Below are 23,950 nucleotides of genomic sequence, written 5' to 3' on the forward strand. Positions count from 1 at the left end.
TAACCATTTGCGGCAAAGTTCTGTACCGTGTTCGACCTTGGCAACGAACCGGTCAAATCCTTCGCCGGATCACGAGATTCCGGATCTCCGTCATGTCTTCCATCGCAAATCGAATGCCTTCACGGCCCAAACCGGAATCCTTGACCCCGCCGTAGGGCATATTGTCTACCCGATAACTCGGGACATCGTTGATCACGACACCGCCAACATCAAGCCTGTCCCAGGCATCAAGCGTCTTGAACAGGTCACGCGTGAAGATGCCTGCCTGCAGACCGAACTTGCTGTCGTTGACAATATCCAGCGCTTCCTCAAACTCTTGGAATTTCATGAGGAATGCGACGGGACCAAAGGCCTCTTCAATATTCAATTTGGTGTTCCGGTCGACATTCTCGAGCAGCGTTGCTTCCAGCATCGCGCCATCGCGCCTGCCGCCACACAGGAGTGTTGCCCCCTTGGCGGTCGCTTCCTGAATCCATGCATCGAGGCGAGCGGCCTCTCCCTCGGAGATCATTGGGCCGATGAAGACGTTGCGATCCTTGGGGTCGCCTGCGACCAGAGTTTTCGTCCTTGCGACAAGCATGTCGCGGAACCGGTCATAAATGTCTGCGTGGATCAGGATTCGTTGAACACCAATGCAGCTTTGGCCTGACTGGTAAAATGCCCCGAAAATGACTCGCTCAAGCGCATCATCAAGGTCTGCATCCCTGTCGATGATGACGGCTGCATTGCCGCCCAGTTCGAGGACAACCTTCTTCTTGCCGGCTTTGGCTTTCAAGTCCCAACCGACTGCGGGTGAACCTGTAAAGCTCAGCAGCTTCAGCCGGTCGTCTTCGGTAAAAAGATCGGCCCCTTCGCGATGCGCAGGAAGGATCGAAAATGCTCCCTTCGGGAGGTCGGTTTCGGCAAGGACTTCGCCCATGATGATAGCGCCGAGCGGTGTCCGGCTGGCTGGCTTCATGACAAAAGGGCAGCCAACGGCAAGTGCAGGTGCAATCTTGTGCGCGGCGAGATTCAGCGGAAAATTGAACGGCGAAATGAACGAGCAGGGGCCGATCGGTACCCGTTTCCAGATGCCCTGATAGCCACGTGCACGCGGCGATATGTCGAGCGGTTGGACTTCGCCCGTCATACGGACAGATTCCTCGGCAGCGATGCGGAACGTGTCGATCAGGCGGGAGACTTCTCCTTCGCTGTCCTTGATCGGCTTTCCTGCTTCGACGCACAGCGCATATGCCAGTTCCTCCGAGCGCTCTCGGAAGCGATTGACGCAATGCTGCAAGACGGCCTGCCGCTCATAGCTTGCCATTCGCGCCATGGGTTCGGCGGCCTCAACGGCGCCCTGAATGCCGGCATCAATGGTCTTTGCGTCCGCTTGCGCGCAACGAAATGCCACTTCCCCGGTAAACTTGTCGGTCACTTCAAGGTCGGTATTTGGCTGTTCCGCCTTGTTGTTCAGATAGAGCGGATAAATTTCCTTGAGTTTGGTCACAGCTTTGCACTCAATTCCTTGATGTCACGATTGAGGATCTTGTCATTGTCCGAATAATCGACCGGGCAGTCGATCAGATGGACACCCGGCGTCGCCAGTGTGTGCTTGAGTAGTTCATCAAGGTGGGCAGCGCTCTCGACGCGATAGCCATTTGCCCCATAGCTTTCGGCGTATTTGACAAAATCGGGGTTTCCATAGGTCAGCCCCCAATCCTTGAAACCCATATTGGCCTGCTTCCAGCGGATCATGCCATAGCTGTTGTCATTGAGGATCAGCACGGTGATGTTGAGTTTCAGCCGGACAGCCGTTTCCATTTCCTGGCTGTTCATCATGAACCCGCCGTCTCCGCAGATCGCCATGACCTTACGGTCTGGATAGACCATCGACGACATCATTGCCGAGGGCAGGCCGGCACCCATCGTCGCGAGCGCGTTGTCGAGCAAAACAGTGTTTGCATGGTAAGCTGCATAGCCGCGGGCGAACCAGATCTTGTATACACCATTGTCGAGGCAGATGATCCCGTCATCCGGCATGGCACTGCGGACCTGACTTACGAGGTGTGGCGGGTAGATCGGAAAACGGGCATCGCCAGAAATGCTTGCCGTGTGCGCCACTTCCGCCGCGCGCGCCTTCAGCATGAAATCGAAATTCCAGTGCGGTTGCGGCGTAATGGCTTCCTTGATCTGCCAGATCGCATTGGCGATATCCCCGATTACTTCGATCTGCGGGAAATAGACCGGATCGACTTCAGCCGATCGCCCTGAAATGTGAATCACCTGTGCCCCATCCGGGCGCATGAAAAAGGGCGGCTTCTCGATCACGTCATGGCCGATGTTGACGATACAGTCTGATGCTTCGACCGCACGATGGACGAAATCGCCCGCCGACAGCGCTGCACAGCCAACGAATCGCGGATGACGCTCATCAATCACGCCCTTGCCCAACTGTGTCGTGAGAAAAGGAATGTTTGTCTTTTCGATGATTTCGCGCAGCATCTTGCCGGTGCTCGTGCGATTGGCGCCTGCGCCGATGACGAGGATGGGTGCCTTCGCCGCTTCCAGTCTTGCAACAGCTGCAGAAACTGCCTTGGGATCCGCGCTTGGCCGACGGGCGATACTCCGCGTCAGTGGAAGGCTGTCGGTATGCTCGTCCGCGATGTCTTCCGGCAATTCGATATGCACGGCACCTGGCTTTTCTTCCTCGGCGAGGCGAAAGGCTTCTCGCACGCGGCTCGGAATATTGTCGGACGACGCCATCTGGTGGGTATATTTGGTGATCGGCCCCATCATCGCGACGACGTCGAGGATCTGGAATCGCCCCTGCTTCGATTTCTTGATCGGTTTTTGGCCCGTGATCATCATCATCGGCATGCCGCCAAGCTGGGCGTAGGCAGCCGCCGTAACGAAATTGGTTGCCCCGGGGCCGAGCGTTGCAAGGCAGACGCCCGCCTTTCCGGTATGCCGTCCGTAGGTTGCGGCCATGAAGCCGGCGCCCTGTTCATGCCTCGTCAGGATGAGCCTGATTTGCTTCGATCGCGAGAGTGAGTCGAGAAAGTCCAGATTCTCCTCACCGGGAACACCGAAGATATATTCGACGCCTTCCTGTTCGAGACATTGGATGAATAGATCGGATGCCTTCTGACTCATGATCGCCTGCCCCGTTTTGCGCTCAGCGCGCGTGAATTTCAGCGCGAACCGGTCGGGACGAGTTGCCGATTGGCTACCCGACAATCCGTGCAGAAAGTCAAAGTCTAACGGGGCATGTTGGCGCTGTCACCCTCAATAGCCAAGTGCAAGATCGACGCCGTGTTGCAGTGTTGCACCATCCCGATATCTCGCCAGGTTCTCAAGAAATCTTTGCCCAGCGCGCTGGAACATAAGTGTCGTCGCCCGTCCGGAGAGATGCATCGTGATGTGCGCGTTGTCGAGGCTCCACAGCGGGTGGCCTTCCGGGAGGGGCTCGGGATCGGTTACGTCGAGAAAAGCTGCCCCAATTTGCCCGTCTCTCAACGCCACAACCAGGGCGTCCTGATCAACCACTGAGCCGCGGGCAATATTCACGAGAGTCGCGCTTGGCTTCATGAAAGCCAATTCCGCCTCGCCGATCATGTTTTCAGTCTCGGGCGTAGACGGAACGGCAAGAATGACCCAGTCGAATTCAGAGAGTTTCTCACGCCATTCATGGGGAGCAAGCGTGCCTTTACTTGGAGTCCTGCGCACGGCCGTCGTTTCGACGCCGAAACCATTCAATCGTGCCTCAATCAGTTTGCCAATGGCGCCATAGCCGAGCAACAAAGCCTTGGACCCGAACAGTTCGACCTTGCCAGGAGAATCATGAAGCCATTCGTGACGATCCTGCGCGTGCACGACCTCCCTGTAGCCTTTTGCCACGGTCAGCATTCCCATGACGACATATTCGGCAATAGTAATGGCGTTGATCCCTGCGCCGTTCGTAAAAGTCACGCCGCGCTCTGCGAGAAGTTCGAGAGGCATGCCGTCAACCCCGGCATAAACGGAATAAAGCCATTTCATTTTGGTTGCACGGGATATCGTGAGCGCCATATCGCCCTTGTCATACATGTCGAACCAGCCGATCTCTGCTTCAGGGGCCAAGGCAAGAGCTTCATCCTTGGACATGAAGAAGCGTGGCTCAACCCAGTCTGGCAGCCCGTTCGACAATAGTGCCTGAGCAATGCCCGGCAGGACGGCAATGACCTTGTCGCTCATATCATATCTCCAGTTTCCAGTCCCACCCGAGCGGGTCACCGTCCATGACTTCGACACCTTTTGCAATCAGATCGTCGCGAATTGCGTCAGATTTGGCGAAATCCTTTGCAGCGCGCGCTTCCCTGCGGTCGGCAAGCGCTGCTTCGATTTCGGCTTCTGTGATGACGGCCGATTTGGGGCGGATACGAAGGTCAGCTCGGGTAAGGGAAAAAAGATTCAGGCCCAACACCGAGTCCAGTTTTTGGACCAAGGCAATCTGCACTTCACGATCTTTGGCAGAAGAGGCCAGAGCAGCTTCGAGAACCAGTAACGCCTCTGGCGTGTTCAAGTCATTGCTGACCGCGCTGTCAAACTGATCGACAAAGTTCGCGAGCTCGACAACGGGACCCTTATGCGCTGCAGTTATATCGCGAAGTCGCGTCACACCCATCACCATGCGCTTCAACCTCACAAGTGCTGCGGCGAGATTTTCCCAGCTGAACTCAAGCTCACTGCGGTAATGCGCCTGAAGGCACATCAGGCGATAGGCGAGGGGGTGGAAGCCTTTGTCGATCAGCAACTGAAGCCGCAGAAACTCGCCGGCGGATTTCGACATTTTGCCGGACCGTTCGATCAGGAAATTATTGTGCATCCAATAGCGCGCGCCGCTGTCATCTGAATGGCAGCGCGCCTGATTCTGGGCGATTTCGTTCGGATGATGAATTTCGCGGTGGTCAATGCCGCCGGTGTGGATATCAAACGGCAGTCCCAGCAGTGCTTCCGACATCACAGAGCATTCGAGATGCCACCCAGGCGCTCCGCGCCCCCAAGGAGAGTCCCATTCCATCTGTCGCGTCTCGCTGGCAGGAGTCTTGCGCCAGATGGCAAAGTCGGCAGCATGACGCTTACCGGCGACTTCCTCGATACGTCCCTCACCGCCATCTGTCCTTGCTCGCGCAAGGGCACCATAGTTGGCGACCGTCGATGTGTCGAAATAGAGGCCGCTGTCCAGCAGGTAGCAATGCGTGTCCGCAATCGATTTTGCGAACTCGATCATCTGAGGCACGTAGTCCGTTGCAATCGACCAATGTGCAGGCTGTCGAATGTTGAGGGCCTTCACGTCAGCCCAATAGGCTTCGGTATAGTGGCGGGCGATGTCCCAGATGGACTGCGCTTTTTCAGCCGCCATCTTCTCCATCTTGTCTTCGCCCGCATCTGCGTCGTCGGTCAGGTGCCCGACGTCGGTAATATTGATGACATGTGTAACCTTGTAACCCTTGTAACTCAGGACGCGTCCCAGAGTGTCGGCAAAGACATATGCCCTCATGTTCCCGATATGCGGATAATTATAGACCGTCGGGCCGCAGGTGTAGACGCGGGCTTCACCGACATGAAGCGGCACGAAAGGCTCCAGCGTTCGTGTCAGGCTGTTGAAGAGCATCAGGGGCGCAGCAGTTTTCATCTGCGCCCAATCCAATGGTTCTGGTCCGGCGTCAACCGGCGGGTGCGTCTTCGTCCGAAGGAACGGCCACCGTTTCAATCAGCAGGTCAAGCTGGGCATTGCAGCCTGCCTTGATAAGCGCGGCTGCCGTGCCTTCCAGTCCCTGCGGGTTTGGTCCCAGCGTCGCAAAGCGCAGCGTAACCGGGTTGCTCAGCCCGTCGCCAGAGATTCGAAACTGGGAACCATTCGTGATCGGAAGATCGACCGTCGGCCAGGCCTTTACCGATTGTCCGGCGCGCAGCGAAATAGCCACCGACTTGCCATCGGCGAGTCTGGTGAGGGTCAGGCTTGAAGCCTCTTCATGTGGCGGCACCCACATGGAAATGGATTCCATTCCCGCGACGCAGACAGTCCCGGATTTGCTGGTGTCGACGAGCCAGACGTTCGGTGGCCTTACAGATCCGGTGCCAGTGCCCCGGACGGCACCGGTCCTGACTTGTCTGGTCCCGGTATTGCGCAGCAATGCGCCAATCGTTGAACCGGTTGCGGTACTTGCGGTCGTCGCAAAAAGTCCTGGCCCCTTGAGCACGCGGGTACCGCGCCCATCGAGAATGGTGATCGAATCCCCGGCCTTTAGCGAGACTTTGCTGTTGTCGGGGATGGACTTGCCGGGAGGATAGGCCTTGGCCGAGGGGCCCGTTGATTTGACGACAATCGTCTCGGCAACGGCACCTGTGGCGCTTGCCAGCACGAGCGTAGCCGCAAGACATGCAAGGGGTCTTCTAGTCCAGGACAAAATAGCCTCCTTCTTCCAGATGAACCAAGCGAAAGACAAAATTGGCCAAAGCTTCATCTTTGGGGTTTTTAGTCGACTGTTTCTTTAGCGCTGTGATCGCAGACACATCACCTGAATTTGCTTGCCTTGCAAGGTCGTTAAAGGCCTTGAGCGTTTCCGACGGAACATTTGGGCATGGTTCCAGAATTTCTACCGGTGTCGCTCGGCCGCGCAAAACGACTCGCCCAAGTGAGCGATACCAGTCGAGCCCAGAAAGCTCTGCGGCCTCCCGGCTTACGAGAATGCTGGATTTCAATTGCTTGTTCGCGGATTCCAACCGCGACGCCGTGTTCATGGAATCGCCAAGTGCTGTATACTGGATGCGTCCCTCACCCCCAAAGTTTCCAACGATTGCTTCGCCATGATGCAGTCCGACCCGGGTCTTGCCAATTGCGGGCACGCCCTCTGGAACAGACTTTCGGAACTCCTCACCAGCCTGGTACATTGCCCATGCCGCCCGGGCAGCACGCTCTCCGTCGTCCGACCGACTGATTGGCGCACCCCAGAAAGCGACTACGGCATCGCCCACAAATTTGTCGATCGTGCCACCGTGTTCGAGCACAACATTGCTCAGCATTTCCAGGTAGCGATTGAGCAGGGTTGCGACCATTTCCGGTTCGATTGCGTGGCTCAGTTTGGTGAAGCCCTCAAGATCCGTGAAGACGACAAAAATCTCTCGCTTTTCGCCGTGCAGCGCAAGGCTTTCCGGATCCCGCAGGATTTCCGCTGCAATATCGCGAGGCAAATATTTTCCAAGAGCGCTCTGTGCGAACTTGCGCTGCTCGGAACCAATGGCGCGCGCTGCGGTTCCAACGGACGCAAATGCAAGTACCCAACCTAGGCCCCAGCCAAAGGCCGGCAATCCTTGGGTATCTATCCCGCGGGACTGGGCCCAGAACGGGATGAGAGCAATTGCTGCAAATTCGGCAATGACGGTCAAGCTGACCGCCAACGGACGCGCATTGGACATTGCGGTCGAGGCAGCGGCGAATATGACGAGGACGGCGGCGATCCATTTTATCCAGGTGGGGGGCGGTTCTGCTAATTGCCCGTCCAGTTCCTGCGCAAGCATGTGCGCGAAAGTCTCAATCCCCCATGTCGAGCGTCCGGTGAGCTTGTTCAGCGGTGTTTCAAAAATATCGATGTCCTGAATGTGTCCGCCGATCAGGACATATTTGCCTTCAATTTGCTTGCGGAACAGCGCCGTCGCCTCAGGGCTCGCGAACAGCGCATCCTGCGCAAATGTGTCGATGGGAATGCTTGCAAAGACAGGGCGTTCGTTAAAGGCCGGAAGGCGATATCGGATGCTGCGGTCATACCCCTCGAACGAGGCTTTGCTTGACGGTTCAAGAGCGATCGGCAGCAGGTCAGGCAGGTCTTGTGGCAGTTTTGGCCAACTGCGCAGGACGTTGTCATCATCAGTCTGGATCATGATGCTGGCCGGCTTCACGGGTCCCGACGAAATCTGCTTCAGGAAATTTTCGAGAAACTGTTGCTGCCAGAGCATCATCTTGTCTTCCGCCGTGCTTGCAGACGCATAGGCAAGGAAAGTGGGCGTCTTCAGATTGCGGAAGGCCTCGATGATTTTCGGATCTTCAGGTTGAGGTTGATCGATCAGGATGTCGATCCCGATGGCTTTCGGCTTGAAGCTGTCGATGCGCGCCAGTGCTTTTGCCAGTATTGCGCGGTCCAACGGGGATCGCTTCCCCGTGGCGGCTAGCGTTTCGTCAGTATAGACGATCATCACGATGCGTTCGTCCTGATCGACCTTTTCGGCAGTCAGCACTTGCCGCCAGTCGTAAAGTGCACGCTCGGCCTCAATCGCGAGAGGCAGCTTCCAGCCATAACGCGCAATCAGGACCGCTCCTGCAAGGAACGCAATTGTGAGCAGCAGCCGCCAGAACCCCAGCTGGCGCAAACCTGTTCGCGCCGAAGTCGCAAAGGCGAAATATGTCCTGCCGCCTTGGCTTTCGGGCATCAGGAGGGGAGTCCAGCCAAGTGCGCTACCGCCGAGACAGCATGGCCTGGGCGCCGTCGCCAACGACGGCAAAACCCGACCAGTAAAATGGATGAGAAGTCGCTGGATCATCCATCAGCGCGCGTTGTGCATCAGCAAGCGCGTCTCCGACCGACTGGCCATTTGTTGCCTTGAAAAGCCCAGAGATCAGACGCTCGGTGGCCTTGAACTCGTCAGGGGCGGGCCAATGACTCGCAAGGACCGACCGGCCGCCAGCTCCTATGAACGCGCGCACAAGGCCATCCAGTGCACTTCCGCCACCGGTGGCGACACCGGCTTCCCTCGTTGCCGCAACAGAGGCCTTGCCAGCGGTATCGCATGCCGAAAGTATGACCAGGTCCGCATTAATCCTGAGGTCATAGATTTCCCGGAAACTCAACAAGCCATCGGACCCTGCAGTCCCGAAGGATGTGAGCAGGGCAGGCCGAGCGGGGCATTCGGGTCTTGGCGCAGTCACAAGACCATGGGTCGCAAAGTGCAGGATGCGGTATTCCGCAAGATCTGTGCGCGACATGACGGAAGTATCGGAAAAGTCAGCGCCAGTCACAATCGCGGACTGCCCGACGCCGACTGCGGCTTGAGCTTCCTTCAATTCTGCATCCGAGACGGGCTTGTTCCATTCGCTGGCGGGCCAAAGGCAGCTTGGGCCGCCACCGCTCAGGCTGCGGGTGGACGATACGCGAACCGCTGATGAGACTGGCGCATTCCTGCCAAAGCCCAGATATTCGCGTTGTGCGTTCGAAGCTGGCGTGTTGCGGGCATCGCGAAAGGCGCGCGCCGACACTGCCGTGCTTATGCTGTGCGTTCGACCCAGCCAGTCGATCCCGCGAAAATCGAACTGATCGGCATCTGGTGTCGCACTTCGGGCCAGATATGCATCGACACCCGGCTGACTTGCAATCAGCAGGTTGAGGGGCAGCCGCAACATCGCTCCGTCAGGCTCGAATACCAGATGGTGCACGGCAGCGATCCTCGCGTTCACCGGGCCGAGCAGGTCTGTGTACAATTGGCGCGCAAGAACGACATCGAACGGGTAGGTATTGAGTTGGCCGCCTTCATCTTTCGAAATCGTATCACGAATGCCATTTACCGCAGCATCGAGCTGATCAGGGCTAAGTGGCACTTTATAGCCCGTTGCACCGGCCTGATCCGCATACAGCGCAAAGACTGATTGGCCGACAACGCTCAGCTTGAAATAGGCCTCGCCTGGCTTCAGCGAAGCGCGGAGTTCCGGCAGGGTCAGGACGCTACCGGAAATGGCACGATATTGCGGATAATCCGAGAGTTTGGCTTGCGTCGCGACCTGGTCGTTTTCAAGTGTGGCGATTTCGCTCCGCACCGCTGCGATAGCGGTAGAAAGCCCCGACGATTTTTCCGGCACGGCAAGAAGATTGGCCAGATCGATCCGTCGGCGCTCGATATCGCGCTCGAGCGAGCGCGCCTGGCGGAACAGGCGTGTCGCCTCTCCGGAACCTTCGCTCAATTCGCGGGCCAGGATTGCTTGCGTGTCTGCAACACCCGGCCGCACGAGTGTCTGGCTGGCAAGAAACATGTCATCCACAAGGGACGGGTTGCCCGGGATGCGGTCTGCAAGAAGCGAAAAATACGGACTCAGCAAATTGCCAAGGCCTGTTGTCGCAGAGCGGTTGTCTGCTGCATTCTTAACAACGATACGATACTCGGCCATCGCGTCGGCGGATTTGCCATGTCGAGCCAGCATTGCTGCCAAGCGGGCTCGTGCGCCATTCACGGCAATGGTTTGCGGGTATCGCGCTTCCAGCAAGGATAGCGACTCTCGCATCTTTGCCTCTGCTGCCGCATTGTCACCCAAGGCTTCGAGGGAAAGCGCAGCTTCCGCAAGGATCTGGGACCGCAACCGCACGACGGAGATGACCCGCCCATCACGGACTGCGAGTACATCATTCCCGGCGCGATCGAGGATAGCGCGGCTTTCTGAGGCTTTTCCAGTCAGCCTCAAAAGGGTCCCGCGGATCTGCAGCGCTTGCACGTCGAGAAAGATGCTGCGCTCCCGGGGCGTTAGCGCCAGTGAATCTGTCATGCCCATGCGCTCGCCAACAGGCACACCAGTATTCAGTTCCCCCGCGAGCTCGGGAGAAATTTCAAGCAGCCCGTTTGCCATTTGCGATGCGCTGCCAACCGGTATTACGGGTTGGTCGATGCGCGCCATTGCTTCGTCATAGCGCCGCTGGTTCAGCAGGTGCAGTGCCTCAAAATTGCGCCGCAAGCGGGATTGAACTCGATCTGCTGTCGGAATTCGGTTTGCCTCTGCAAACAGGGCGTCGGCCTGCGCAAACTCACCCAAATTGGATTGCTGCAACGCCCGGTTCACAAGGTATTCGCCGTAACGTTCAGCATCGCGGCTGGATGGGTCGGCCCGCTGCTGCAAGGTCCCAAAGAATTCGGCGGCTTCTGCATAATTGCCGCTCGTGTTGCGCTTGTAACCTTCAGCAAGCGCCTGGTCGGGATCAAGCGTACCGGCCTGGACGCGCGAGAACGCTACCGGATCCTCGACCGATGTCGTCGCAACCGACACCTGCCCCGTTACAATGCGATCGGCAATAATGGTCCTTAGACCAAGCTTGAGTGCACTGTCATATCCCGCGAGACCTTCCGCTACCCAGAGAATATGGCCCTTCTGATGCGCATAGACACGGTATCCAACGCCGGCATTGGTCATGCGGCATTGCATGGTCGAGACGAGGCCCAACCCTTCAATGTTCGAACCTTTTGGAGCATCGTCGCAAGCTGCATCGCCCTTGCGTATTTCTGCGAGACGAGATGCGGCATCAGGACCCCTGAGAGCATAAAATTTGCCGACTGGTCGCACCGCGTCACGGCAAACCAATGTCCAGGAACGATCGAACATGCCGCGAATTGCAGAATCATGGTCGTTCGATTGAACCTGGCAGAGAACCCCACCGCCGCTGCCAAGCCTGAAACTGTCGGCAAGGCTTGGCCGCTGAGTTTGCGCCAGGGCAGGGCAAATGGTTGCAATCATGCACCCAAATGCTGCAATCGCCCGATTCCCAGAAATTCGCAAAGACACTCTCCCTCCGCCTTGCGCGGTTTGGACAGCAATGTTTTGCTTGTCCGTTAATTTCGGTCGCGCAGCCCAAAGTCCTTCGAGCTTTCAGTGGTAGCCGATATCTCCGCAGTTCAAAAGAGCCTCAAGCTGGCGGGCACTGGACAATTCGAACGAACGCCGCAAAGGCCGAAAGCAGGGGGATAAAGCATGGCTGATCAAATCGCGGCAAACGGCAATGGCCGCATACTTGCGGCAAGCCTTGTTGGCACTGCCATCGAATTCTATGATTTCTACATATATGCGACGGCTGCATCCCTGGTGTTCGGCCCGCTTTTCTTTCCCGCCGAGTCCGCTTCAGCGCAATTGCTAGCGTCCTATGCCAGTTTCGGCCTTGCTTTCGTTGCTCGACCTGTCGGCTCGGTCGTCTTTGGTCACTTCGGTGATCGCATCGGCAGGAAGTCTACTCTGGTCGCCTCCCTATTGCTCATGGGGGGATCTACACTGCTCATTGCCTTTCTCCCTACCTATGCCGCGATTGGCTGGATTGCGCCGCTTCTTTTGTGCATCCTTCGGTTTGGACAAGGGTTTGGCCTTGGCGGCGAGTGGGGTGGCGCCGCATTGCTGGCCGTTGAAAATGCCCCGGCGGGTTGGCGCGGTCGCTTTGGAATGTTTCCCCAACTCGGCGCTCCGGTCGGCTTCCTGCTTGCCAATGGCCTGTTTCTGATTCTGGGCACAATGTTGAGCGCCGATCAATTCGAGCGCTGGGGTTGGCGCATTCCGTTTCTCTTGAGCGCCCTGCTGGTGATCGTTGGACTTTGGGTCAGGATGCGGCTTGCGGAAACGCCTGCTTTTGCCAGGATGCTTGCCGAGGAGCGGCCGCCTGCCGTGCCGCTGCGTGAAGCATTTGCACGACATACTCCGGAGATTGTCTGCGGCACCTTTGCAGCTGTTGCCTGCTTTGCCTTCTTCTATCTCGCGACTGCTTTTGCATTGGGATATGGCACAAGCACGCGCGGGTTCTCTCGCGAGGCCTTCCTTTCGATGCAATTGTTTGCAATCCTGTTTCTCGCAGCTGGCATTCTCGTATCCGGCTATAGCTCGGATTGGCGCTCCCCCAGATCCGTGCTCGCCATCGGATGTGCATTGGGGATTCCGCTCGGATTCGCCTTGGCACCGATGTTGACCGGAAGCATGACGGAGACCACTGCCTTCCTCTCAATGGCCCTGTTTGTCATGGGCTTGCTTTATGGCCCTCTCGGCGCTTGGCTGCCGAGCCTGTTTCCAGCAAGAGTGCGCTACACAGGTGTTTCCATTGCCTTCAACATGGGCGGTATCTTCGGTGGCGCCTTGACGCCATTTGCTGCCAAGGCACTGGCAGATCGCGGCGGACTTGCGTGGGTAGGGGGGTATCTGAGCCTGGCTGCCCTGGTCAGCCTCGTGGCCCTGGCACTGGTGCCAAAAAGAGTGGAGGCCCGAGCCGGAATCGAACCGGCGTGCAAGGATTTGCAGTCCTCTGCGTAACCACTCCGCCATCGGGCCAACGGCGCATTTCTGCGGGTTTCAGGGGCCCTAGTCAGAAATGAGCGCAGTGTCATCCAAAAAGTGCGCAGTCCGTTTATCTTTTTGAAGGCTGAGGAGCAGGCAGTCCCAATTAAGGTACTTCTGTCAGCGTCGTCGCAAATGCTGAAACCAGGATGCGGCATTTTCCTGGTGCCAGCGTCGTTGGGTGCGTAGCCGAAAGGGCAGCTGGTTTCAGGCGCATTTTGTTAGTTACTGGAATATTCGCTTCTGCAATGGATCGTCCTTGCTTGACGAAGCGGCTTGGCGTTCGGAAAAAGCCGCAGTAATGCATCGCTGGCGCATCAAGGTGTATTGCGCTTATAAAACACTTATGGCACGGGGCGAATTGTGAGCGAACTCGATTTCTCGGATATGCGCGCAGCAATGGTTTCAAACCAGTTGCGTACAAACAAGGTCACTGACGCGCGGGTTGTTGCGGCTATAAAGGCGGTCGCGCGTGAGAATTTCGTGCCATCCGAGCGCTCGGCGCTTGCCTATGTTGATGTGCCCATTCCTCTCGGTCATGGCAGAGCGCTCAATTCGCCGCTTGTAACGGCGCGGCTCATCTCAGAATCCGGGATCCAACCGGACGAAAAGATTCTTCTGGTTGGTGCTGCTACCGGATATGCAGCGGCGTTGCTGAATGAATTGGGCGCAGACGTTACTGCCCTGGAAGTCGACGAAAGCCTTGCAGCAATCGGAAAGGCAGCTGGTATCCGCTATGTCATGGGGCCCTTGGAAGCTGGTTGGCGGAAAGGTGCCCCCTACGATGTCATTCTGATTGACGGTGCCGTAGAAGCGATTCCAGCTGCTATCGAAGCCCAACTTGCCAACGGCGGTCGATTGCTGACGGGGTTGGTCGACAAGGGCGTGACACGGTTGGCACTTGGCCGCAAATCGGGACAGAGCGTGGGATTGGTCTCTTTTGCCGATTTGGAAGCAGTTTCCCTTCCTGGCTTCACCCCTCCGAAAAGTTTCAGTTTTTAAGAGAAGTATGATGACCAAGCGATTGAAAAGTAGAATATTGTTTTTGGGACCGCTTGGGCTTTTAGCATCTTCAGCAAATGCCGAAACCTTGCGCGAAGCCTTGGCCAAGGCCTATGCAACAAATCCGACCTTGACCGGGGCGCGAGCCGGGCAACGTGCAAATGATGAGAACGTGCCGATTGCCAAGTCGCGCGGTCGGCCCGGGCTTGATCTTTCTGCCGCCTACACCGAGAATCTCCAGACATCGAGCAGTGCATCACCTGTGCGCCAGGCGAGCGGGCGCCTGAATTTTGACGTGCCCATCTATCAAGGTGGTGCCGTACGCAACGCCATTCGGGCTGCGGATTCCCGGGTCGATGCTGGCCAGGCCAATTTGCGGGGCACGGAAGCCAGCGTATTCAGCCAGGTTGTCGCAGCCTATATGGATGTCCTTCGGGACGAAGCCATCGTCGGCCTCAATCGCAATCAGGTGAAGGTGCTAAAGACCAATCTGGAAGCTACGCGCGATCGGTTCGAAGTCGGCGACCTGACTCGCACTGACATTGCCCAGTCCGAATCGCGACTTGCCCTTGCGCAGAGCCAGCTCGAGGGGGCCGAATCGAACCTGATTTCCAGTCGCGAACGCTATATTCAGCTGGTCGGTGATGAGCCTGACGATCTGCAGCAGCCGCCGCCCTTGCCCAATCTGCCGCAAACGGCGGACCTGGCTGTTGAAAAGGCGTTGGCAGACAATCCGGATCTGATCGCTGCCAAAAAAAACCAGGATGCGGCCCGATTTGATGTTGGTTCCGCCAAAGCAGCGCGCATGCCCAAGGTGTCACTGGTTGCTGACAAGAGCTATGCAAACTTCCTGAACTCGCTTCAGTCCTTCATTCCGGGGTTTAACACATCCCAGACGGCGGAGAACGCCAGTGCTGGCGTACAATTGACCCTGCCACTTTACCAGGGCGGAGCACCCAGTGCACAGATCCGTCAGGCTCAGGCGCGTTCCAGCCAGGCGATTGAGCAAGTGATTGCGGCGGAACGCAGCGTCATCGCCCAGACGCGTTCGGCGTTCGCAAGCTTCAGGGCATCGAATGCTGTCATTGCCTCTTCGGAAGCGGCGGTTGCTGCGACCGCGCTCTCGCTTGAAGGTGTTCGCGCGGAAAATACGGTAGGCAATCGATCGATCCTGGACATCCTGAATGCAGAACAGGAATATCTTAACGCGCAGGTTCAGCTCGTTTCAGCTCGGCGCAACGCCTATGTTGCGGGCTTCTCTCTTCTCGCCGCTATGGGGCAGGCAGAAGCCCGGAATCTGGGCCTTGATGGTGGTGTGCTCTATGATCCGGAAACCAACTACAAGCGGGTGCGCACCAGCCTTTCAGACTGGGACAGCGATCCGACGCCCAAGCCCGTCGCAACACGAACCGTTGACACAGTGGCACAAAATCCGTCAGTAAAGGGCGAATAGTGACGTCAAGGTGGGCATGATGAGCGATATCAGCAATGAGCCGACGATGGAGGACATCTTGTCTTCAATCAAAAAAATCATTTCGGAAGACAGTGCCAAGGTGCTTTCTAGTCCGCGCGCTCGCCGCAGTGCGGCCCGAGAGGATGCAAGCCAGATTCAGCCTCAGGCCGACCCTCAGCTTAACACTCAAGCGGTCGAAGACGACGTGCTCGAGCTGACCGAAACATCCGCCGAACCGGAAGCAGTTACGGAAACACCAATGGCACAGACACTTGTTTCACCAAATGCAGAGTCAGCAAGCAGGGCCGCACTGGGCGCGCTTTCTGCCTTGATCGTCAAGCCTGAAGTCCATGGCAGCGACACACTCGAAGGTTTGGTGCGCGAAATGCTTCGGCCAATGCTGCGTGAGTGGCTGGATGCGAACCTGCCACAGCTTGTCGAGAGCCTTGTAGCCAAGGAAATCGCCCGGATCACGGGAAACAGCCTGGGCTGATCTCCTTGCCAGTCGGTGATGCGGCTGGCAAAGGCCGCGCGTCATGACTGAGCTTGCAAAAACCTTCGATCCTTCCGCAATTGAATCCAAATGGTATCGCCATTGGGAGGCGACCGGTGCCTTTCGCCCGTCGCGCCCTGATGCCGAACCCTTTACGATTGTCATGCCGCCGCCAAACGTTACCGGTAGCCTGCACATCGGCCATGCCCTTGATAACACGCTTCAGGATGTATTGATCCGCCACGCCCGCCTGCAGGGCAAGGATGCGTTGTGGGTCTGCGGCACCGATCATGCTGGCATCGCTACGCAGATGGTGGTCGAGCGGCAACTGAATGAGCGCCAGCAAAAGCGCACGGACTTTTCCCGTGAAGACTTCATAGCAAAGGTCTGGGAATGGAAAGCCGAAAGCGGCGGCGCCATTACCGGGCAGTTGAGGCGCCTGGGGGCCAGCTGCGACTGGACGAATGAGCGCTTCACAATGGATGAAGGCTTCTCGAAGGCCGTCATCAAAGTGTTTGTCGAGCTTTACAACGAAGGTCTGCTCTATCGCGACAAAAGGCTGGTGAACTGGGATCCCGGCCTGAAAACAGCAATCTCCGACCTTGAAGTTGAAACTGTCGAGATCAACGGTAAGTTCTGGCACCTGAAGTATCCACTTGAGGATGGCAGCGGTCATATTTCCGTTGCGACCACGCGGCCCGAAACGATGCTGGCTGATATGGCTGTCGCCGTGAATGGCGATGATCCCCGGTACACGGCTGTTATCGGAAAGTTGGTCCGGCTGCCGATCACGGGACGACTGATTCCGGTCATCGCCGACGAACATGCTGATCCGGAATTGGGTTCAGGCGCAGTAAAGATCACGCCAGGCCATGATTTCAACGACTTTGAGGTCGGCAAGAGGGCAGGGTTCAAGCCTGCCGACATGCTCAACATGTTCGATGCCGAAGCCCGTGTGATCCAGACGGCGGATGACCTGATTCCGGCAGAATTGCTTGGTCTTCCGGTAAAGGAAGCACGCGAAAGGGTTGTGGCACTGATCGAAGCAGCAGGGCTCCTCGAAAAGGTCGAAGACCGCGTCATCCAGACACCATTCGGCGACCGGTCTGGTGCGGTCATCGAGCCCTGGTTGACCGACCAATGGTATGTCGATGCGAAGACTCTGGCCCAACCAGCAATCGAGGCGGTCCGGACCGGAGCGATCAATGTGGTACCCCAGACATGGGAAAAGACCTATTTTAACTGGATGGAAAACATCCAGCCGTGGTGTGTTTCGCGGCAATTGTGGTGGGGCCACCAGATCCCGGCGTGGTTTACGGATGATGGCACTGTATTTGTTGCCGAAAATGAGGCTGAAGCGCAGGCCTTAGCCGGTGCAGGGGTTACTTTAACCCGCGATCCGGACGTTCTGGACACCTGGTTCTCATCGGCGCTCTGGCCATTCGGAACTTTGGGTTGGCCGGAAGAGTCAAGCACGCTGCATCGCCACTACCCCAATGACGTATTGATTTCCGGGTTTGACATTCTCTTCTTCTGGGATGCCCGCATGGCCATGCAGGGTTTGCATTTTATGAAAGAAGTGCCGTGGAAGACATTGTATTTGCACGGACTTGTTCGCGCAGCGGACGGTTCAAAGATGTCCAAGTCGAAGGGAAACACGGTCGATCCTCTTGGCCTTATTGACCAATTCGGGGCCGATGCACTGCGCTTCACGCTCACTGCCATGGAAAGCCAGGGGCGGGACATCAAGCTCGATGAAAAACGCGTAGAAGGTTATCGCAATTTCGCGACGAAACTCTGGAATGCCGCGCGTTTCTGCCAGTCTAACGGCATAGGCGCATCGACCACGCTTGCGGCACCCAGGGCCGAGCTGGCCGTCAACCGCTGGATCATTGGCGAAACGGTTGAAACCCTGGCCAAACTCGATCGGGCTGTCGCGGATTTGCGCTATGACGCAATGGCAGATGCCATTTATCATTTTGCCTGGGGAACCTTTTGTGATTGGTACCTGGAACTCATCAAGGGCGAGATGGGTGAGGAAACCAAGGCCGTTGCAGGATGGGTCCTGGATCAGATTCTTGTGATGCTCCACCCCTTCATGCCGTTCATCACAGAGGAATTGTGGCATGCCATGGGGCAGCGCAGTTGTGACCTGATCCATGCGCAATGGCCCAATCCACAAGCTAAAGTGGATTCTTCAGCCAAGGATGAGGTCGAATGGCTGATTTCTCTGGTCGGTGCCGTCCGGGCGGCAAAGAATGAACTGGGGATACCGCCAGGGGCAAAGCTCAGCGCTTATGTTCGCGACGCGTCTGAGGAGACGTTAGCGCGCCTGGAGCGGCAAATGGCCGCAATTGGGCGCCTTGCACGTCTTGACAGTGTTTCCGGTTCTCCAGCGCCGCAAGGCGGGGCGATACAACTCGTCGTTGAAGAGGCGACCTTTGTTCTCCCTCTTGCAGGTGTGATCGACCTTGATGCCGAACGAGCGCGGATTACAAAGTCAATCGAAGCTCTTTCCAAGGAACGGGATGCCCTGGCGGGGCGGCTCAACAATCCGGCGTTCGTGGAAAAGGCAAAGCCCGAGGCTGTCGACAAGGCGCGCGCCGATCATGCGGAAAAGGCGGCTGAGGTCGATCGGCTGACTGCAGCCTTGGCGCGGTTGGACTAGGCAGGACCAGCACTTTTCCATAGCTGAAGGGTTTCCTTTATCTTCGTCGGGAAAGCCGGGATTTCCAGTTCTGAAATCCTGTTGTAGAGGTGATTTCATCATGACCGAAGCCCGCTTTCCCGCGCTGCGCTTGCGCCGCACTCGTTCAACCAGCTGGAGCCGGGCGATGGTGGCCGAAAACCACATTGCACCTGCCCATCTGATCTGGCCGCTCTTCATTACTGAAGGTACCGGCGTCGAGGAACCAATCGCCACCCTGCCGGGCGTGTCGCGCTGGTCAGTGGACGGGATCGTAAAGCAGGCCAGAGAAGCCCGGAAACTGGGCATTTCCTGCGTCGCGCTGTTTCCCAATACGCCCCGAAACCTGCGCACCGACGATGGCCGCGAAGCGCTCAATGCCGACAATCTGATGTGCCGCGCCACGCGCGCAATCAAGGATGCGTTGGGCGACGAGTTGGGCGTCCTGACCGATGTGGCGCTGGATCCCTACACGGCGCACGGCCACGACGGACTGGTCAATGACAAAGGTTATGTGCTCAATGATGAAACGTCGGCCGTTCTTGTGGAGCAGGCCCTGAATCAGGCGAATGCCGGAGCGGACATCATCGCGCCATCGGACATGATGGATGGCCGGATTGGCGACATAAGGGGCGCACTTGAGGGCTCCGGGCACATCAATGTTCAGATCATGGCGTACTCAGCCAAATATGCGAGCGCGTTTTACGGACCGTTTCGCGATGCTGTGGGGTCTGGCGGTCTGCTGAAGGGCGACAAGAAGACCTACCAAATGGATCACGCGAACAGCGAAGAGGCCTTGCGTGAAGTCGCGCTCGACATAGCGGAGGGCGCTGACAGCGTCATGGTCAAGCCGGGACTACCCTATCTTGATATCATTCGTCGTGTGAAGGACAGGTTCGAAGTTCCTGTTTTTGCTTATCAAGTTTCCGGTGAATATGCGATGATCGAAGCTGCAGCCGCTGCCGGGGCAGGGGACCGTGATGCGCTTGTCCTTGAAACATTGCTCGCGTTCCGGCGTGCGGGCTGTTCCGGAGTGCTGACCTATCACGCGGCGCATGCAGCGCGCCTCCTCAATGGATGACTTCAGGTTAGAAACGACGCGCCTCATCTTGCGCAGTTGGCGAGATGATGATGTTCTGCCTTTTGCGTCGATGTCCGCTGATCCTCGCGTCATGGCCACGCTCGGTCCTCTGATGAGTGCGCAGGAGGCAGAAGCGATGATCGGCCGCCTGCATGCTATCGAGGAACGGCATGGCCATACCTTCTGGGCACTTGAACGGAAGAAAGATGGCCGTTTTCTGGGCTTTTGCGGCCTTGTCATGGGCAATGTCGGGCCCATAGACGGCAAGATCGAGATTGGCTGGCGGCTGGCGCATGATGCCTGGGGGCAAGGTTATGCGCGGGAGGCGGCAGAAGCATCCCTTGACTGGGGGTTTTCCAATCGGGACGTTGAACAAATCTGGGCGATTACGACGCCCGGTAACGTCCGGAGCTGGGGCCTGATGGAACGTCTTGGCCTAAAGCGACATCCTCAGCTTGATTTCGCTCACCCCAAAAATGCGGATGACAGTCCGCTCAAGCAGCATATTACATATAGCATTGCGCGCCCCGATGACCATTGACGGAAAAGCAGGAATTGGGACCTAAAGGCAATGCCGCAGCAACCACGGGGTCGATAAAGATGAGCCAGCCAGTCGATGCGCCAAACGGGGATCGCGCACTTCGCTTGCGCTATATCGTCACGATATGCGCGGGTTCCTTTCTGCTTTTTCTGGTTCAGCCCATGGTAGCGCGCATGGCGCTGCCGCGGCTGGGCGGTGCTCCGACAGTCTGGAACTCTGCGATGGTCGTCTATCAGGCGCTTTTGCTGGGTGGATATGCCTATGCCCATTGGCTTGGGCGCTTTTCGGGCCGGACGCAGGCCGCAATTCACCTGTTTCTCTTCGTCGCCGCAGCGCTGACGCTGCCGGTTGGTCTGACGTCATCGCTGCCGTCAGCTGACGCAAATCCCGTTTTCTGGGTGCCCTATCTGCTGCTGACATCAATCGGCCCGGTCTTTTTTGTCATCGCGGCACAAGCTCCACTGATGCAGAGGTGGTTTTCCCTTTCAGGCGGCGGCGATCCTTATCCACTCTATGCAGCATCCAATATCGGAAGTTTTGGCGGGCTCATTGCCTATCCGCTTTTGCTTGAGCCGCTGCTCCCCGTTGCCAGCCAGAGCGAGATTTGGAGTGCCGGCTATCTACTGGTGCTCGCACTTGTCGTCCTGTCAGCTTTCATGATGCCTAAAGCGGCTGCTTTATCTCAGCCAACACAGCAGGAAACGCCTGCGCCGGATTGGCGCACGGTCGGGCGCTGGATCATCCTTGCAGCCGTGCCGTCCGGTTTGATGCTTTCCACAAGCCTCCATCTGACGACCGATATCGTTGCGATGCCGCTGCTCTGGGTACTGCCCCTTGGGCTTTACCTGCTCAGCTTCTCGGTCGCCTTCGCAACCAACAGGCGCTTGGCCGATTTCTGCAGGCATTTTGCGCCGTTCGTCATCCTCATGGCAGCCTGTTCGGCCTTTATGGACTCGACGCGTTTTCCGTTCTCCTTTGCGCTCCTGACACTCGTGAACCTGTTCGTGGTTTCAGTGGCCTTGCATTCGGAAATGTTCGCCCGACGCCCGCATCCAGAGCATCTGACCCGTTTTTATCTGGCCATGTCGGTGGGCGGCGTGATTGGCGGGATATTCTGCGCGATATTGGCACCGCTCATCTTCGACTGGACGTATGAGCACCCGATCCTGATCATAGCCTCTGCATTGCTGCTTGTTCCCCGAGCCATATTCGAGACCAGCCAGAAGCTTCTCGAAAGTGCGAACGGTCGTGCTGCGGCTGCAGCGATTGCTCTTTTAGCACTGGTGGCAGCAACGCTGGCTGGTGGCCCGTTGTACAACGAAGCGCTGCGATTCATCCAGCCAATCAGTATTATTGTCATTATCGGGGCGGCTGTTGCGTCGCTTGGCAAGCGCTGGCTCTTCGCATTTTGCCTGGGTTGCCTGATGTTGACGCTTAACGGGTGGCAGAAAATCGGTCTTTCCATTCAGCCGGGCATGATGACGCGGAGCTATTTCGGGGTCTATTCGGTTCGGAGCAATGGTGTAGACACGCGCTATCTGGTCCATGGCACCACTGTTCACGGCGTGCAGAACTTGGCGCCGTCCCGGCAGACCCAGCCCACATCCTATTATGCGCCCCATTCGGGCATCGGCCTTGCGATGACTGCAATACCGGCGATTTATGGTCCAGGCGCAAGGATCGACATCGTCGGCTTGGGTGCAGGAACCCTAGCTTGCTATGCCAAGCCCGATCAGCACTGGACATTCTACGAGATCGATCCGGCGATTGTCACAATTGCGTCGGATCCCAAGCGGTTCACATTCCTTTCCAGATGCCTGCCGGGAGTGAAGGTGGTCATTGGCGATGCTCGTCTTACTCTTGCCGCCACGCAGCCAAACAGTGCCGATGTCCTGGCTATCGATGCCTTTTCCTCCGATGCCGTGCCGATGCATTTGCTCACGGCTGAGGCTTTCGCGACCTATCGTCGGCACATCGCGCCCGATGGCCTTCTCATGGTGCATATCTCCAACCGCTTCCTTGACCTTGAGCCAGTTCTGGCGGCGATTGCCAGGCAAGGATGGGCCAGCGCTGCTCGCGACTATGATGTGACGGACGCGGAGAGGAACCTCAATTATTCTCATTCTCTCTGGATCGCATTCTCACCGGATAAAAAGGTCATCGACCGCCTTATCGTTTCCAACCCGGCTGAAAAGTGGCGCCCCATTGGCTCGCGTCCAGGGTTCAAGCCCTGGACTGACGATCATGCCAGTATCCTTTCGATCCTGAAGCCATATAAGAGAGACAATTAGGGTGGCTCATACATGAACGACATCAGCATCATCCCGCTGCACGGCAAGACCCCTCGCATCCACCCAAGCGCCTTCGTTGCGCCGGGGTGCCGGATTGTCGGCGATGTCGAGATCGGGGCTGGCGCAAGCATCTGGTATAATTGCGTGCTGCGCGCCGACGTCAATTTCATCCGTATCGGCGCTCGATCCAATGTTCAGGACGGCACGGTCATCCATTGCGATTCGGCAGACGGTGGCTTGAACGGGTCACCAACGATTATCGAAGAGGATGCGCTGGTGGGGCACATGGCGATGCTGCATGGGTGCACGATCCGCAGCGGTGCTCTGGTTGGGTTGGGATCAATCGTCATGGATGGCTGCGTGATTGAAGCGAATGCGATGCTGGCCGCCGGCGCAATGCTGACGCCTGGCAAGATCATTCCCACGGGACAAATGTGGGGCGGCAGGCCGGCCCGGTTCATGCGAGAACTGGATGAAAGCTGGTCAATCGGGAACCAGATGGCCGTGGCGCATTACGTGCGCAACGGTGAAGCCCACAAGAGCGCGGTTGACGCTATTTGAACTTCGACAGGAGTGCGTGGACCGCCTCTGATTGGCGGGCATCAATCGCTTCCACCTCTGCAATTGCGGCCAGAAGTGCCGGGGCATCGGGAGATCCCGGTTTGGCATCGAGCAGACGGCGTTCATCATCGAGCGCAGCCAACGCATCGCGTGCAGGGCCGGTTGTGCTCTCGAGCCGTGTGACCATCAACTGGCCGTCAATCCAGACCTCGCTTTCCGGTGCAGCGCCTGAGGCGCGTTCTGCGGCAGCCCGAGCCGCTGGCAAAGCGGCTTCAAAATCCGGCACGCCATCCCTGGCCAGCTTGAGTGCGTCTGCAATGCGACCCAGAAGGGCAGGGTCGGATGCCTGCGGTGGTGCCAAGGGAGCATCTGGCACGGATGCCCGAGGCTTCTCAAAGGGACGCTTCGCCAATGACGGATAGCCACCCGGGGCGGAGCATGCGGAAAGCAGGGCAGGGATCAGAAAAGCCGTGGCGCGTGTGTACATGACCCACCCCTAAAGGCTGTTCGCGGATGGCGAAAGGCCTTCGTGCCTTTTCACGCCGAACAGGGTTGCGCTCCGCCCTGCTGCCGACTAAAGGCACCTCTCCCGCGCGCCCGTAGCTCAGCTGGATAGAGCATCAGACTACGAATCTGAGGGTCGGACGTTCGAATCGTTCCGGGCGCGCCAGGGTTTTCCGACATTTTCTCTAATTCGGCTCTGGCTAGAAAATTAGGCTAGCAATCACATAGCAAGCACAAAGGTCGTTTTAAGTCACAAATTG

General features: G+C 57.5%; 16 protein-coding genes, 2 tRNA genes and 1 pseudogene. 10 read left to right on the forward strand and 9 right to left on the reverse strand.

Annotated elements, in window-relative coordinates:
- Positions 1–52: 52 nt before the first annotated feature.
- From K0O24_RS11500 to K0O24_RS11530, 7 genes are all read right to left on the reverse strand, one after another.
- Entirely contained in the window at positions 53–1,489 is a 1,437-nt protein-coding gene (locus K0O24_RS11500) for an aldehyde dehydrogenase family protein (RefSeq protein ID WP_219892883.1), read from the reverse strand.
- On the reverse strand, positions 1,486–3,135 hold the full coding sequence (locus K0O24_RS11505) for an acetolactate synthase large subunit (protein ID WP_219892884.1): 1,650 nt from the start codon (positions 3,133–3,135) through the stop codon (positions 1,486–1,488). The genes K0O24_RS11500 and K0O24_RS11505 overlap by 4 nt, the downstream gene beginning before the upstream one ends.
- A 132-nt stretch (positions 3,136–3,267) precedes the next feature.
- On the reverse strand, positions 3,268–4,215 hold the full coding sequence (locus K0O24_RS11510) for a D-2-hydroxyacid dehydrogenase (RefSeq protein WP_219892885.1): 948 nt from the start codon (positions 4,213–4,215) through the stop codon (positions 3,268–3,270).
- A 1-nt stretch (position 4,216) separates the two neighbouring features.
- Positions 4,217–5,656 (reverse strand): cysteine--tRNA ligase, encoded by a 1,440-nt coding sequence (cysS, locus tag K0O24_RS11515; RefSeq protein ID WP_219892886.1) that lies wholly within the window; start codon positions 5,654–5,656, stop codon positions 4,217–4,219.
- Between the two features lie 31 nt (positions 5,657–5,687).
- Entirely contained in the window at positions 5,688–6,431 is a 744-nt protein-coding gene (locus K0O24_RS11520; RefSeq protein WP_219892887.1) for a hypothetical protein, read from the reverse strand.
- Positions 6,418–8,448, reverse strand: coding sequence for an adenylate/guanylate cyclase domain-containing protein (locus tag K0O24_RS11525; protein ID WP_219892888.1), 2,031 nt, complete (start codon positions 8,446–8,448; stop codon positions 6,418–6,420). The genes K0O24_RS11520 and K0O24_RS11525 overlap by 14 nt, the downstream gene beginning before the upstream one ends.
- A 25-nt stretch (positions 8,449–8,473) precedes the next feature.
- Positions 8,474–11,506 carry a CHAT domain-containing protein gene (locus tag K0O24_RS11530; RefSeq protein WP_219892889.1) on the reverse strand — a complete coding sequence of 1,011 codons (3,033 nt, stop codon included), beginning with the start codon at positions 11,504–11,506 and terminating at the stop codon, positions 8,474–8,476.
- A 234-nt stretch (positions 11,507–11,740) separates the two neighbouring features.
- Here K0O24_RS11530 and K0O24_RS11535 point away from each other — a divergent pair.
- A pseudogene (locus K0O24_RS11535) lies at positions 11,741–12,994 on the forward strand (MFS transporter); the annotation flags it as partial.
- A 4-nt stretch (positions 12,995–12,998) separates the two neighbouring features.
- Here K0O24_RS11535 and K0O24_RS11540 read toward each other — a convergent pair.
- Positions 12,999–13,072: transfer RNA gene (locus K0O24_RS11540), tRNA-Cys, on the reverse strand.
- A 369-nt stretch (positions 13,073–13,441) separates the two neighbouring features.
- Here K0O24_RS11540 and K0O24_RS11545 point away from each other — a divergent pair.
- The 8 genes from K0O24_RS11545 (at position 13,442) to K0O24_RS11580 (ending at position 23,186) form a co-directional block, all read left to right on the forward strand.
- Positions 13,442–14,080 carry a protein-L-isoaspartate O-methyltransferase family protein gene (locus tag K0O24_RS11545; protein WP_219892890.1) on the forward strand — a complete coding sequence of 213 codons (639 nt, stop codon included), beginning with the start codon at positions 13,442–13,444 and terminating at the stop codon, positions 14,078–14,080.
- Positions 14,081–14,087: 7 nt separating this feature from the next.
- Positions 14,088–15,533, forward strand: coding sequence for a TolC family outer membrane protein (locus tag K0O24_RS11550; RefSeq protein WP_219892891.1), 1,446 nt, complete (start codon positions 14,088–14,090; stop codon positions 15,531–15,533).
- A 58-nt stretch (positions 15,534–15,591) separates the two neighbouring features.
- Positions 15,592–16,026, forward strand: coding sequence for a DUF2497 domain-containing protein (locus K0O24_RS11555; protein ID WP_343211236.1), 435 nt, complete (start codon positions 15,592–15,594; stop codon positions 16,024–16,026).
- 43 nt (positions 16,027–16,069) lie between these two features.
- A complete protein-coding gene (locus K0O24_RS11560; protein ID WP_219892893.1) occupies positions 16,070–18,694 on the forward strand; it encodes a valine--tRNA ligase in 2,625 nt (874 codons plus the stop codon).
- A gap of 100 nt (positions 18,695–18,794) precedes the next feature.
- Complete coding sequence (gene hemB, locus K0O24_RS11565) at positions 18,795–19,793, forward strand: porphobilinogen synthase (RefSeq protein ID WP_219892894.1); 999 nt, start codon at positions 18,795–18,797, stop codon at positions 19,791–19,793.
- Positions 19,786–20,334: a GNAT family N-acetyltransferase gene (locus K0O24_RS11570; protein WP_219892895.1), complete on the forward strand. Its 549-nt coding sequence runs from the start codon at positions 19,786–19,788 to the stop codon at positions 20,332–20,334. The genes hemB and K0O24_RS11570 overlap by 8 nt, the downstream gene beginning before the upstream one ends.
- A 59-nt stretch (positions 20,335–20,393) precedes the next feature.
- A complete protein-coding gene (locus K0O24_RS11575) occupies positions 20,394–22,625 on the forward strand; it encodes a spermidine synthase (RefSeq protein ID WP_219892896.1) in 2,232 nt (743 codons plus the stop codon).
- Between the two features lie 12 nt (positions 22,626–22,637).
- Positions 22,638–23,186 (forward strand): gamma carbonic anhydrase family protein, encoded by a 549-nt coding sequence (locus tag K0O24_RS11580; RefSeq protein WP_219892897.1) that lies wholly within the window; start codon positions 22,638–22,640, stop codon positions 23,184–23,186.
- On the opposite strand, the gene K0O24_RS11585 is transcribed toward K0O24_RS11580, so the two are convergent.
- A complete protein-coding gene (locus tag K0O24_RS11585) occupies positions 23,179–23,673 on the reverse strand; it encodes a hypothetical protein (RefSeq protein ID WP_219892898.1) in 495 nt (164 codons plus the stop codon). The genes K0O24_RS11580 and K0O24_RS11585 overlap by 8 nt on opposite strands.
- 106 nt (positions 23,674–23,779) lie before the next feature.
- On the opposite strand from K0O24_RS11585, the gene K0O24_RS11590 reads away from it, so the two are divergent.
- Positions 23,780–23,856, forward strand: a tRNA-Arg gene (locus tag K0O24_RS11590).
- Positions 23,857–23,950 lie beyond the last annotated feature (94 nt).

This window comes from Aquisediminimonas profunda (assembly GCF_019443285.1).
Lineage (GTDB): Bacteria > Pseudomonadota > Alphaproteobacteria > Sphingomonadales > Sphingomonadaceae > Aquisediminimonas > Aquisediminimonas profunda.

Coding starts and splice junctions, on each gene's coding strand:
- K0O24_RS11505 (WP_219892884.1), bottom strand. CDS start 3,135: ATGAGTCAGAAGGCATCCGATCTATTCATCCAATGTCTCGAACAGGAA.
- K0O24_RS11510 (WP_219892885.1), bottom strand. CDS start 4,215: ATGAGCGACAAGGTCATTGCCGTCCTGCCGGGCATTGCTCAGGCACTA.
- cysS (WP_219892886.1), bottom strand. CDS start 5,656: ATGAAAACTGCTGCGCCCCTGATGCTCTTCAACAGCCTGACACGAACG.
- K0O24_RS11525 (WP_219892888.1), bottom strand. CDS start 8,448: ATGCCCGAAAGCCAAGGCGGCAGGACATATTTCGCCTTTGCGACTTCG.
- K0O24_RS11530 (WP_219892889.1), bottom strand. CDS start 11,506: ATGATTGCAACCATTTGCCCTGCCCTGGCGCAAACTCAGCGGCCAAGC.
- K0O24_RS11550 (WP_219892891.1), top strand. CDS start 14,088: ATGATGACCAAGCGATTGAAAAGTAGAATATTGTTTTTGGGACCGCTT.
- K0O24_RS11560 (WP_219892893.1), top strand. CDS start 16,070: ATGACTGAGCTTGCAAAAACCTTCGATCCTTCCGCAATTGAATCCAAA.
- hemB (WP_219892894.1), top strand. CDS start 18,795: ATGACCGAAGCCCGCTTTCCCGCGCTGCGCTTGCGCCGCACTCGTTCA.
- K0O24_RS11570 (WP_219892895.1), top strand. CDS start 19,786: ATGGATGACTTCAGGTTAGAAACGACGCGCCTCATCTTGCGCAGTTGG.
- K0O24_RS11575 (WP_219892896.1), top strand. CDS start 20,394: ATGAGCCAGCCAGTCGATGCGCCAAACGGGGATCGCGCACTTCGCTTG.
- K0O24_RS11580 (WP_219892897.1), top strand. CDS start 22,638: ATGAACGACATCAGCATCATCCCGCTGCACGGCAAGACCCCTCGCATC.
- K0O24_RS11585 (WP_219892898.1), bottom strand. CDS start 23,673: ATGTACACACGCGCCACGGCTTTTCTGATCCCTGCCCTGCTTTCCGCA.